At 71.2% G+C, this 12218-nt stretch carries 11 protein-coding genes; 7 read left to right on the top strand and 4 right to left on the bottom strand.

The window, feature by feature from the left end:
* Positions 1 to 258: 258 nt before the first annotated feature.
* On the top strand, positions 259 to 1134 hold the full coding sequence (locus tag ACFYYH_RS20150; protein ID WP_388552563.1) for a DMT family transporter: 876 nt from the start codon (positions 259 to 261) through the stop codon (positions 1132 to 1134).
* Positions 1135 to 1200: 66 nt separating this feature from the next.
* On the opposite strand, the gene asnB is transcribed toward ACFYYH_RS20150, so the two are convergent.
* A complete protein-coding gene (gene asnB, locus ACFYYH_RS20145; RefSeq protein WP_388552560.1) occupies positions 1201 to 3039 on the bottom strand; it encodes an asparagine synthase (glutamine-hydrolyzing) in 1839 nt (612 codons plus the stop codon).
* 736 nt (positions 3040 to 3775) lie between these two features.
* Between asnB and ACFYYH_RS20140 the strand changes: the two genes are divergently transcribed.
* The 4 genes from ACFYYH_RS20140 (at position 3776) to ACFYYH_RS20125 (ending at position 7685) form a co-directional block, all read left to right on the top strand.
* A complete protein-coding gene (locus ACFYYH_RS20140) occupies positions 3776 to 4732 on the top strand; it encodes a ParB N-terminal domain-containing protein (protein WP_388552557.1) in 957 nt (318 codons plus the stop codon).
* Positions 4733 to 4870: 138 nt separating this feature from the next.
* Positions 4871 to 5494, top strand: a complete 624-nt coding sequence (locus tag ACFYYH_RS20135) for an isochorismatase family protein (RefSeq protein ID WP_388552554.1) — start codon at positions 4871 to 4873, stop codon at positions 5492 to 5494.
* Entirely contained in the window at positions 5491 to 7353 is a 1863-nt protein-coding gene (locus tag ACFYYH_RS20130) for an anthranilate synthase family protein (protein WP_388552551.1), read from the top strand. The genes ACFYYH_RS20135 and ACFYYH_RS20130 overlap by 4 nt, the downstream gene beginning before the upstream one ends.
* A complete protein-coding gene (locus ACFYYH_RS20125) occupies positions 7350 to 7685 on the top strand; it encodes a hypothetical protein (protein ID WP_388552548.1) in 336 nt (111 codons plus the stop codon). Before ACFYYH_RS20130 ends, ACFYYH_RS20125 begins: the two co-directional genes overlap by 4 nt.
* A 128-nt stretch (positions 7686 to 7813) precedes the next feature.
* Here the strand turns inward: ACFYYH_RS20125 and ACFYYH_RS20120 are convergent, their stop codons facing one another.
* Positions 7814 to 8698, bottom strand: coding sequence for a PhzF family phenazine biosynthesis protein (locus tag ACFYYH_RS20120; RefSeq protein WP_388552546.1), 885 nt, complete (start codon positions 8696 to 8698; stop codon positions 7814 to 7816).
* Positions 8699 to 8887: 189 nt separating this feature from the next.
* On the opposite strand from ACFYYH_RS20120, the gene ACFYYH_RS20115 reads away from it, so the two are divergent.
* Positions 8888 to 9379: a PhzA/PhzB family protein gene (locus ACFYYH_RS20115; protein WP_388552543.1), complete on the top strand. Its 492-nt coding sequence runs from the start codon at positions 8888 to 8890 to the stop codon at positions 9377 to 9379.
* 81 nt (positions 9380 to 9460) lie between these two features.
* A complete protein-coding gene (locus ACFYYH_RS20110) occupies positions 9461 to 10471 on the top strand; it encodes a methyltransferase (RefSeq protein ID WP_388552540.1) in 1011 nt (336 codons plus the stop codon).
* A gap of 76 nt (positions 10472 to 10547) precedes the next feature.
* Here the strand turns inward: ACFYYH_RS20110 and ACFYYH_RS20105 are convergent, their stop codons facing one another.
* Both ACFYYH_RS20105 and ACFYYH_RS20100 read right to left on the bottom strand, forming a co-directional pair.
* Positions 10548 to 11123 carry a flavoprotein gene (locus ACFYYH_RS20105; RefSeq protein WP_388552537.1) on the bottom strand — a complete coding sequence of 192 codons (576 nt, stop codon included), beginning with the start codon at positions 11121 to 11123 and terminating at the stop codon, positions 10548 to 10550.
* A gap of 152 nt (positions 11124 to 11275) precedes the next feature.
* The gene (locus ACFYYH_RS20100; RefSeq protein WP_388552534.1) at positions 11276 to 12163 is read right to left on the bottom strand and encodes an NAD(P)-dependent oxidoreductase; all 888 of its coding nucleotides are present in this window, start codon (positions 12161 to 12163) and stop codon (positions 11276 to 11278) included.
* Positions 12164 to 12218: the final 55 nt, after the last annotated feature.

The raw sequence follows: 12218 nt of genomic DNA, 5'->3' as shown, positions 1-12218 counted from the left end.
GTCCCGCGGCGCGGGAGCCGCCGGGTTCGGCCCGGTCCACGGCCGCGCCCAAATACCCCACACAATTTTACGGGGGGGGGGGGGGGGGGCGCCCGGGGCCCCCCCCCCCGGGCCCCCCACACCCGTATGTCCCGACGGCCACCCGGGTGGTCGGGGCGCGTCCCCCGGTGACCCGCCGGGTGACCCGTTCGGCTCCCGGGTGGGCCGTATGCGGCGGTATGACAGGGTGACGGCGGCGGTGACCCGCATGATGGTCCGGTGATCAGTGTTCTGTTCGCCGTCCTGACCGCGATCAGCAACGGCTCCGCCTCGGTGCTCCAGCGCCGGGCCGCCGCCACGGTCCCCGATGGCGAGGCCATGCGGCTCTCGCTGATCCGGCATCTGCTGCGGCAGAAGGTGTGGCTGGCGGGGATCGGCCTGGTGATGGTGGCGGCGGTGTGCCAGGCGGTGGCGCTCGCCACCGGGCCGATCGCCGTGGTGCAGCCGATCTTCGTGATCGAGCTGCCCGCGACCCTGCTGATCGCCGGATATGTCTTCCACCGCCGGCTGCCGCGCACCATCTGGTACGGCGTGGCCGCGGTGACCTGCGGGCTCGCGCTCGGCATGGCCAGCGCGGCGCCCGGCGGCGGCCAGGAGTCGGTGCGCGGGTACGCCTGGATCCCGGCGCTGATCGCCACCGGCGTCTTCGAGGCCGTACTGATCCTGTGGGCCCTGCGGCTGCGCGGCAATCCGCGCGCCGCCCTGCTCGGTCTCGCCGCGGCCTGCGGATACGCGCTGACCGCCGCGCTGATGAAGGACGCCGTCTCGCGGCTCGACGACGGGGGCGGGGCCGGGGCCCTGTTCTCCGCCTGGCAGCTCTACGCCACGGCCGTGGCCGGGGTGGGCGCGCTGTTCCTGTTGCAGAACGCGCTCCAGGCCGGCTGGCTCGCCGCCTCCCAGCCGATGCTCACGCTCGGCGACGCGCTGATCAGCATCACCTACGGGGTGACCCTGTTCGGCGAGACCCTGCGCACCGGCTGGTGGCTGGTGCCCGAGATCGCGGCCGTCGGGCTGATCGCGGTGGGCTGTGTGGACCTGGCCCGCTCGCCCCTCGCCGGGGGCGGCCCGGCCCCGGCGAAGCCCCGCGACCGCTGACGCGCGGGCCACGGGACCTTCGGGGCCCGCGCGGATGACACGACGCGGGCCGCGCGGGCCGACGGCTCAGCCGAGCTGGATCTCGGGCCGGTACAGGTCGAACCAGTGGTAGAGGTCCAGGACCCGTTCGAGGCCCCGCCGGTCACCGCCGGGCATCGTGACGTCCCGTCCGACGGCATCGGTCAGCCAGACCCGGTCGACCAGGGTGAACACCGGATGGCCGTGGTCGGCGAGCACCTCCTTCGCCTGCTGCTGGAGGGCGGCCCCGTACCCGGGGTCCTGTGTGGAGGGGTACGGGCTCTTCCGCCGGCCCTGCACCGACGGGGGCACCACATGCGCGGTGGCGTGCCGCAGCAGGCTCTTCTCCCGGCCGTCGAAGGACTTCAGCGACCACGGGGTGTTGTACACGTACTCCACCAGCCGGTGGTCGCAGAACGGCACCCGCACCTCGAGCCCCACCGCCATCGACACCCGGTCCTTGCGGTCGAGCAGCATCCGGACGAACCGCGTCAGATGGAGATGGCCGATGGTGCGCATCCGCCGCTCGTGGGCACTGTCCCCCGGAAGCCGCCCGACCGCCGCCACCGCCGTCGCGTACTGGTCGGCGACATAGGTGCCGAGATCGAGCGAGCGGCGCAGCTCCGGACGGAGCGGCGCCGCCCGGTCGCTGCTCATGGGACTGCGGAAGGCCAGCCACGGGAAGGTCTCCGCGTGGACCGCGGCGGGATCGTGGAACCAGCGGTACCCGCCGAACACCTCGTCCGCGGACTCGCCCGACAGGGCCACCGTCGACTCCGCCCGGATCGCCTTGAACAGCAGATAGAGCGAGGTGTCCGTCTCGCCCAGGCCGACCGGCATGTCGCGTGCGGTGATCACCGCGCGGCGCAGCGCCGGGTCGGTCAGCTCGTGCGGGCCGAGCGTCACGAAGCGGTGTTCGGAGCCGACCAGATCCACCACGTCGCGGATATAGGGCGTGTCCGGGCTGTCCCAGTTCTCGTCGGCACGGAAGGTCTCCTCCCGGTCGGCGAAGTCCACCGAGTACGTCCGCAGCCGCTCGCCCCGCGCGGCCTGCCGGGCCGCCGCGAGTCCGGTGACCGCGCTGGAGTCCAGTCCGCCGGAGAGCAGGACGCACTGGGGCACATCGGCGACGAGCTGGCGGTCCACGATGTCGGTCATCAGCGCGCGGATCCTGGCGACCGTCGTGTCCCGGTCGTCGGTGTGCTCCGTGGCGTCGAGCCGCCAGTAGACGCGGCTGCGGATGCCCCGCGCGTCGACGGTCACGACGGTGGCCGGCTCGACCTCGTACATGTCCTTCCACAGGGCCCGGCCGGGGGCCATGGTGAACGCGATCAGTTCGCGCAGACCGGCCGTGTCGACCACGCGGCGCGCCGCCGGATTGGCCAGGATCGCCTTGGGCTCCGAGCCGAACAGGACGCCGTCGTCAGTCGGGTAGTAGTACAACGGCTTGACGCCCAGCCGGTCGCGGACCATGACGAGCTTGTTCTCCCGCTCGTCCCAGACCGTGAAGGCGAACATGCCGTTGAGGCGCTCGGCCAGGCCCTCGCCCCACTCCAGATAGCCGAGCAGGACGACCTCGGTGTCGCTCGCCGTACGGAACCGGTGCCCCTTGCCCGCCAGCTCCGCGCGCAGCTCGGTGAAGTTGTACACCTCGCCGGTGTAGACCAGGGCCACCGCGCCGTCGGGGGTACGTCTCTCCATCGGCTGCCCGCCGCCGGCGAGATCGATGACCGCCAGACGCCGGTGGCCCAGACCCACCCGCGGCCGGACCCAGACCCCCGCGTCGTCCGGGCCCCGGCAGGCCATGGTCGCCGTCATGGCGTCCAGCACCTCGCGGCGCTCCGTCAGATCGGTGTCGTAGGAGACCCAGCCGGCGATACCACACATGAGGAGTCCACTCCTGGTAGCGGTGCGAGGGAGATCACGAAGCTGCGGAGATGAAATACGTCCGAAAAGCAGTGGCAGTAACCGGCCCGGGTGCTTGAATTCTTTTATCACTCTCCCTCGATGCCTGTCCAGGGTTCATGCCGGTGCACGGCGCCCGTGGTCACAGGTGTCCAGCCGGGGAAAATCGTCAGTTGGACGGCCCGGTGGTCCGGTATTTTTCTGGCAGACCCGGAACAGTGGCTCATGGCCGTATTCCCGCGACCGTCCGTATCCCCCGGGGCGGTCGCGGGCCGCTGTCCGGTCCCGGAAATCCGGCAGCGTCGCCGGAATGCGGGACCGTATCCGTGCCGACGTCTTCGCCGCTATGTCTCCTGCGGGCCGCCCGGCTGTCCGTACGGGGATGGATTTCTGTCGAACCGGAGCAAAATTCCCACCGAACTGGAGGCGTGGCATGGCCGCCAGCAGGTCACAGGGCGCCGTGGACCAGGAGTTCCGCCGCCCTCCTGGCACGGGCGCGATGCGGTGCACCGTCTGCGACTTTTGTGATATTGACGTTCTCGACATTCATTCCCTAGTGTTGCGGCGGATCTTCATCGGAGGTTTATCTCATTTCCTAGCGACGGTTGGGGTGTAGATGGTGAAGAATTCGGCGGCCAATTCTCTCGAAAAAGAGAAAGGTCTTTCCCAGGAACGCAGGGGCGCAATTCCGGGACGGCGCAGGAAGCCGCTGGGTCCGGTGGTCAAGGTGGTCATCGGGTCATTGGTGATCGCCGACACCCCACGTATCGCGGGGCAGAATGCGGAGCATGTCAGAATGCTGGCCGGTGCCCCCGGTGAATTCCCGCCGATCGTTGTGCACCGCGCGACCATGCGCGTCGTCGACGGCCTGCACCGGCTGCGCGCCGCCGAGCTGCGCAAGCAGGAGTTCATCACCGCCCGTATGTTCGAGGGGGACGAGGCCGAGGCGTTCGTCCTGGCCGTACAGGCGAATCTGACGGGCGGGCTGCCGCTCTCCGTGGCCGACCGCAAGGCCGCCGCCGCGCGCGTCATCGCCTCGCACCCCCAGTGGTCGGACCGATTAACCGCCTCCGTCACCGGGCTGTCCGCCAAAACGGTCGCCGAGGTGCGCCGCAGGCACCCCGCGGCGACCACGCGCCGCCCGGACAGCAGGATCGGCAGGGACGGCCGGGTGCGGCCCACCGACGCCCTGGAGAAACGAAGGCTCGCCTCCGAACTGATCCTGCGCAATCCCGAGCTGTCCCTCCGTCAGATCGCCAAGGCCGTCGGCATCTCGCCGGAGACGGCGAGATCGGTCCGGGCCCGGCTGCTGCGCGACAAGGACCCGGCCGACCGGGAACCCGGCGAAGGGCGGTGGACGGCCGAGCCGCCGCCACCCCCGTTCCCGGATCCGCCAGGCACCCGGGCCGGCACCGGTCCGGGCCAGGAGTCCGCGGACCGCGCCACGGTGGTCCAGCGGCTCAGAACGGATCCCTCGCTGCGCTACAGCGAGAACGGACGCACCCTGCTGCGTCTGATGGAAGCCCACGCCATGAGCAGCGAGAAGTGGGCGACCCTCGCCAACAGCGTCCCCGCCCACCGCCGGGGCGCCATCGCCAACGCGGCGATGGAGTACGCCAGGGGCTGGCGGGTGGTCGCCGAGCAACTGGCACGCAACGCGCCCCACTCGGCCTAGGGCCTGTCAGTCGGACCCCTGTCAGGCGGACAGGACCTGTCCGGCGGACAGGAACCTGAGGGCTGTCCCGGCGCGGCTGTCCCGGCGCCCTGGCGTTCCCGGCCCGGACTCATGTCTTCCTCGAGGAGAGAACCACTCATGCCCGGTATTCCCCCGATCGCGCCCTACGCGTTACCCGGCGCCGCCGACCTCCCCGCCAACTCCGCGAACTGGACCGCCGATCCGGCGCGGGCCGTCCTGCTGGTCCACGACATGCAGCGCTACTTCCTGCGGCCGTTCCCCGAGAGCCTGCGCGACGGGCTGATACGGAACGCCGCCGCACTGCGCGACCGCTGCCGCGAGCTGGGCGTGCCGGTGGCGTACACGGCGCAGCCCGGCGGTATGACCGACGAACAGCGCGGGCTGCTCAAGGACTTCTGGGGCCCCGGGATGCGGACGGACCCGGCGGACCGGGAAGTGGTCGCGCCGCTGGCTCCCGGCCCGGACGACCGCCGGTTCACCAAGTGGCGCTACAGCGCCTTCCACCGCTCCGACCTGCTCCCCTGGATGCGCGCACAGGAGCGCGACCAGCTTCTCGTCTGCGGGGTGTACGGACATGTGGGCGTCCTGGCGAGCGCGGTGGAGGCCTTCACCCACGACATCCAGACGTTCCTGGCCGCCGACGCGATCGGGGACTTCTCCCGGCGCCACCACCGGATGACGCTGGAGTACGCGGCGGAGCGCTGCGCGATGGTGGTCACCCACCGGCAGGTCCTGGCATGACCGGGGACCCGCTGGCCCGGGTGCTATCCGACCGGCCGCCGCCCTTCGCGCTGCTGCACCGCCCGGAGACGACCGGCCCCGGACGGCTGGACGTGCTGCTCGGCGACCTGTCCGAGCCGGCCACCCTCGCCGATGTCCCCGTACCGGCGGACTCCCGGGGGCGGGGCCACGACGTCCTGGTGATCATCCCCTACCGGCAGATCACCGAACGCGGCTTCGCCTGTGTCGACGACGGGGCCCCGCTGCTCGCGCTGCGGGTGACGGAGCAGGCCGTCCTGCCCCTGCCCGAGGTGCTCGGCCGGCTCCCCGATGTCCCGGTCACCCTCGCGAACCGCCGGTTCGATCTCGCCGACGAGGAGTACGCGGAGATCGTCCGCAGGGTCGTCGCCGACGAGATCGGCGCGGGCGCGGGCGCGAACTTCGTCGTCAAGCGGTCGTTCACCGCCGATATCGAGGAGTACGGCCCGGCCCGCGCGCTGGCGTTCTTCCGGCGGCTGTGCGCCCGGGAGTCGGGCGCGTACTGGACCTTCATCGTGCACACCGGCACCCGTACCTTCGTCGGCGCCACCCCGGAGCGGCACATCAGCCTGCGCGGGGGCACCGCCGTCATGAACCCGGTCAGCGGCACCTACCGCTACCCGCCGGGCGGCCCGGTGCTCTCCGACGTCCTGGAGTTCCTCGCCGACGAGAAGGAGAGCGACGAGCTGTACATGGTGCTGGACGAGGAGCTGAAGATGATGGCCCGCGTCTGCGACTCCGGCGGCCGGGTCGTGGGGCCGCGCCTGAAGGAGATGGCGCGGCTGGCGCACACCGAGTACCTCATCGAGGGCCGCTCCCACCGGGAACCGCAGGAGATCCTGCGCGAGACGCTGTTCGCGCCGACCGTGACCGGGAGCCCCCTGGAGAGCGCCTGCCGGGTCATCAGCCGGTACGAGCCGGGGGGCCGCGGCTACTACAGCGGTGTCATGGCCCTGATCGGCCGGGAGGGCGGTGCCCGCTCCCTGGACTCCGCCATTCTGATCCGTACCGCCGACATCGACCGCACGGGCCGGGTGGACATCGGTGTGGGCGCCACACTCGTACGGCACTCCGATCCCCTCTCCGAGGCCGCCGAGACCAGGGCCAAGGCGGCCGGTCTGCTCTCCGCCCTGGAAGGGGACGGACAGGGCCGCCTCGGCGGCCATCCCGCCGTACGGTCGGCCCTGGCCGCCCGCAACGAGGACCTCGCCCGGTTCTGGCTCGCCGGGGACGGCGGCCGGGAGCGGCCGGCACCGGCCCTGGCCGGGCTGCGCGTCCTGGTGGTCGACGCGGAGGACACCTTCACCGCGATGATCGGCCATCAGCTCCGCTCCCTGGGCACCCGGGTGACGGTGCGCCGGTACGACGAGGCCTACTCCTTCGACGAGCACGACCTGGTCGTCATGGGCCCGGGTCCCGGGGATCCCAACGACAGCGGGGATCCCCGTATCGCCCATCTGCACACGGCCGTCGGCACCCTGCTGGAGAGGCGCCTGCCGTTCCTCGCGGTCTGCCTCAGCCATCAGGTGCTCAGCCGGCGCCTCGGTCTGGAGGTGGCGCGCAGCGAGGACTGCCGTCAGGGCACCCGCCGGGAGATCGACCTGTTCGGCACCCGCGTGCTCGCCGGCTTCTACAACACCTTCGCCGCCCGCTGCGACCGGGACGAGATCCACCTCCCCGGTGTGGGCCCGGTCGAGGTCAGCCGGGACGCCGGGAACGGTGAGGTGCACGCGCTGCGCGGGCCCCGCTTCGCCTCGATGCAGTTCCACGCCGAATCGGTGCTCACCCGCGACGGGCGGCACATCTGGGCCACACACATGGAAGAGGTGCTCCGCGCGTGATCGTCACCGTCGCCTGGTGGGATCTGACCGGGTCCGAGCAGACCATCGACTCGCTGCGGGAGTACCTCCGGGACGACGGGGTGCCGCCGTGGACCACGGTCAAGGGGCTACGGCTGAAGTGCTGGCTCTCCGACCGGCCGGGAAACCGCTGGGGAGCGGTGATGATCTGGGAATCGGCCGAGGCGCCCGAGCCGCCGCTGCCGCCGCACCGCGCCGCCAGGCTGATCGGCTATCCGCCCACCGAGCGGGTCCGGTTCGAGGTCGAGGCCACCGTCGAGGGCGCCTACGACCGGGCCGCGCTGTCCGGTCTCGGCCTGGTCTACGACACCTGACCCGCGAGGCCGCGCCGCCCCCGCCGGTGCCCGGTCCTCAGGGGGAAGTCCTCACCGGGGGCGGTCCTCCGGGGGCGGTCCTCACCGGGGGCGGTCCCGGCGGGCGTCCGGCGCCCGGCGGGCCGGCCTCACACCCGGTAGGTCCCCCGGGCGACGACGACCGCGGAGCCCGCCACCTCCACCGTGTCCACCCGCAGGCCCCCGCCCCCGCCCTTGCCTGCGCCTGCGCCTGCGCTTTCGAGTGTGGTGGCGGTGGCGGTGGCGAACATCGTGGAGGGGCGGCCCATCTCGACACCCTGGCGGATCTCGATCCGGCGCCCGAACGGGATCAGCCCGTGGCGCGCGAGATGGATCGCGAGCGGTCCGGCCGCCGACCCCGTCGCCGCGTCCTCCGCGACCCCGTAGGCGGGCGAGAACATCCGCGTCCGCCAGGTGCCGCCCGAGCCCGCGAAGCAGTTGGCCGCCATGTCCGGGTGGCGGGCCAGCGCCCGCAGATCGGGCTCGACCGCGGACAGCTCCGCCACACTGCCGAGTCCGACGAACACATGGCGCGGCCCGTTGCGGTAGACCTCCACCGGCAGGACGGAGGACCGCACACCGAGCGCGGCGAGCAGGTCGTCGGCCTCCTCGTAGGGCTCCCAGGTCGGGACGGGCTGCCGCATCCGGGCCGAGCGGATCCCGCCGTCCGGGCCCCGGTCGAAGACGAACGGCACGGTGCTCATGGCGGTCTCCATCAGCAGCCGGTCGCGGCGGGTCGCCGTGCCCAGCACGATCGCGGTGCCCAGCGTCGGATGGCCGGCGAACGGCAGCTCGTTCACCGGCGTGAAGATACGCACCCGTACGTCCCCGCCGTCGCGCGGCGGCAGGACGAAGGTCGTCTCCGAGAGATTCAGTTCCCTGGCCAGCCGTTGCATCTGGCCGGTGGAGAAACCGGCGGCGTCCAGGAAGACGGCCACGGGATTTCCTGAGAGAGGTTCGTCGGTGAAGACATCGGCCACCACGTAATCGTGCATTCCCGCAAAATACTGGGCCGGTGGGAGGCCCGCAAGGAGTCGCTCCTTGTCCAAGTGCGGGCCCGGTTCCGCATGTCCAACGGCCGCATATCGCCGGTTGGACACCCGAGGGTCCGGATAAGGTGCTCCGGACCGGCCCGGGAATTCCTGGCCCCATCATCCATCCATCGTCTTCTGTGAGGTACGGCAATGGCTGAAGTCACCGTCAGCGAACCGGCGTCCGACGGCGAGGCGGATCTCCGGCGGCGCAACCGGGCCGTGGTCGAGGACTATATGAGCAGGAGGGGCGAGGGACGGCTGACCCGCTATCTCCTGTTCACCGAGGAGGGCAGCGGCGGTCTGTACACCGCCGACACCGAGGAGCCGATCGTCTCCCGCGGCCTCGACAAGCTGAAGGCGCACGGCGCGTGGTCGCTGGAGTGCTTCCCCGACTGGGTCTGGTACAACGTCGAGATCTATGAGACCCAGGACCCCAACCGCTTCTGGGTCGAATGCGACGGCGAGGGCGCGATCCTCTTTCCCGGCTATCCGCCGGGGCATTACAAGAACCACTTCATCCACTCGTTCCTGCTCGACGACGGAAAGATTGTCCAGAACCGGGAATTCATGAATCCGTACAACCAGCTCCGTGCGCTGGGCATAGATATTCCGGTGATCAAGCGCGGCGGTATTCCCACCTGAGCCCGGGGTTTTCGGCGGGGCATGCGGCAGATGATTTCTCCAGACCCTGGAATGATTCCCCGACATCCTGGAGGGTTCGCAGTGAAAGCCGATCTGAAGGCGGCGCAGGACGTAGTCGAGCTGATCACCGGGGGATGGCGGGCCCAGGCCGTCCACACCGCCGCGAAGCTCGGCCTGCCCGATCACATCGAAGCCGGACGTGCCACCAGCGGCGAACTCGCCGCGGCCACCGGAGCCGAGGAGGAGGGCATCCGCAGGCTGATGCGTCTCCTGGTGGCGATGGGTGTGTTCGAGGGGGATCACGAGAGCGGCTACCGGAACACGCCGGTGGCCGCCGCGCTCCTGGACCGGCCCGGCACCCTGCGCGACATGTGTCTGCTCTACGGCGAGGAGTTCTACACCGCCTGGGGCAACGCGGTGGAGTGCTTCACCACCCTGACCGCGGGCTTCGAACTCGCCTACGGCCGGCCCCTCTACTCCTATCTCGACGGGCACGAGGACCTGGCCGTGCGGTTCCAGCGGACCATGAGGGCCGGCAATCTCTTCTTCGAGTACGTCCCAGGGATCTTCGACTTCTCGGGCGGCAAGACCGTCGTGGACTGCGGCGGGGGCAACGGCCATCTGCTCTCCGTCATCCTCGGGGCCGCCCCCGACGCCCGGGGCGTGCTCATCGACCGCGACCATGTCATCCCCATCGCCCGCGACCACCTCGCGCGCACCATCGGACTCGACCGGGTCGAACTCCACGCGGGAGACATGTTCAAGGCCGTGCCCCTGGACGGCGACGTCTATCTCTTCTGCCGTGTGCTGGCGGGCTGGTCCGACGACGACGTGGTGGAGGCCTTCCGGCACTGCCGGCACGCGATGAGCGGACCCGACGCGCGGCTTCTCGTCCTCGACCGCACCGTGACCGACAAGGACTCCACGGTGCTGCCCGCGCTGTGGGACCTGCATCTGCTCATGACCAACGGCGGCCGGCACCGCTCCGACGCCCAGTTCCGTACGCTCCTCGACCGGGCCGGCTTCGATGTCGAGCGCGTCGCGGAACTGCCCATGGAGACCACGGCGCTCATCGCGGCGCCCCGTCCCTGAGCGGACGGGAGCCGGGGCGGCCCGGTTGGGTGGGATCATCGTGGCGGGCCGGGCCGGGCCGGGCCGCGCCGGGGGCTCAGCGCATCAGTCCCGCGACCACCTCGGCCACCCGGGGCGGTGGCGGCAGGGCCGGGTCGCGTACCACCGTGCGCAGCCCGGCGGCGGGCCGGTCCGCCCGGACCGGGTCGTTCACATGGAAGCCGTCCGCGCGGAGCCGGGCGACATCGCGCGCGACCGACGGCCTGCGCCACAGGTCCCTGTGCATCACGGGAAAGAACACGACCGGGAAGTCCGCGGCCAGGATGACCGCGGCGAGACGGTTCGGCGCCGAGCCCGTGGCGGCGTCGGCGAGCGTGTTCGCCGTGGCGGGCAGCACGACGAGCAGGTCGTGCTCCGCCACGAGCCGTGCCTGGTTCTCGGCGGCCGGATCGGCGGGAGAGTTCCCGCTCACCACCCGGTCCGCGAAGAGCGCCACCGTGTGGGACGGGAGGAACTCCGTCGCCGTATGGGTCATCAGCACCGTGAACCTGCCGCCGAACCGCTCGCGCAGGGTGTTGACGTACCGGGGCAGCATCGTGACGGCCGCCGCACCGCAGGCGCCGATGAGGAACCGCTTACCGGGCGGTGGCCCGTCAGCCTGTCGGGTGATCATATTGGCACGCTAACACGTGCAATTCCGACATTCTTCTCCTGTCCCGGGGAATGGGCCAGGGGAGTGAGCACCGGCTCGTCCCCACCACGACGGGAACGGGCGGCGGCCGCGTCCCGGCCGCCGTCCGTTCCCGTCCTGTGGGTCCCGGGCGGCTACTCCGACAGCCTGCGGTACGCCTTGACCACCGCCGCGTAGCTGTTCCCGGCATGCCCCTGCTCGATGACGCGCTCGATCAACGCCTGCGAGTACTTGGGGAGTTCGGTGTCCACGCCCAGCGCCTCACTCTGGTGGACCAGATGCTTGAGCGCTTCCAGATGCGTCTCCAGGGTGGCGTCATGGGCGGGGAACGCGCCGTCGCCCGCGTCGATCTGGGCCGCGTAGTCGGCCGTGAATCCCTTGACCGCGTCCAGCCACATATGGGCCCAGGGAAGGTACTGACGCGCCCCGATCCCCGCCGTCTCCAGTACCGCGACCCCGTGCAGGAAGCTGTTGAGCGTGCCCCACATCAGGCCGAGCAGCGACACGTCGTACAGCGCCGGCATCCCGTGGTCCGCGCCGAGATAGGTGGTGCCGCCGCCCAGGAGCTTCAGCGTCGGCTCATGCGCCTCGTAGACGGCCCGGGGCCCGGCGTAGAAGAGCACCGAGGAGTCGGCGCCGATACCGGGCGGCGTGGCCATGATCACGCCGTCGAGATACTCGGTGCCCTGTTCGAGCGCCCACTCGGCCGTCTCATGGGCCCGCTCCGAGGGGCCGGTCGTCAGATTGACCAGGACCTTGCCCCGCAGAGCCGCGCCCAGCGGACCGATCACCTCGTGCACGGAGTCGTACGTCGACAGGCACACCACGACCAGTTCACCGGCCGCCACCGCCTCGCCCGGGGTGGCGGCGGACACGGCTCCCCGCGAGACGAGCCCGTCGGCCTTGCCGGCCGTACGGTTCCACACGGTCGTCGGGTGTCCGGCCCCGAGGAACGCGGCGGCCAGCGCCTGTCCCATGAGACCGAGTCCCAGGACCGTGACGGGGGTGCGGTTGTCGCTCATGAATCATCCTTCGGTGCGAGGGAGCTGCGGGTGGGGGGCTGACCGGAGGCGGTGC

Source organism: Streptomyces sp. NPDC002018, from assembly GCF_042890865.1.
Taxonomy (GTDB): domain Bacteria; phylum Actinomycetota; class Actinomycetes; order Streptomycetales; family Streptomycetaceae; genus Streptomyces.
The sequence above is the reverse complement of the archived record's forward strand: the minus strand, read 5'-3'. Positions and strand labels throughout refer to the sequence as shown.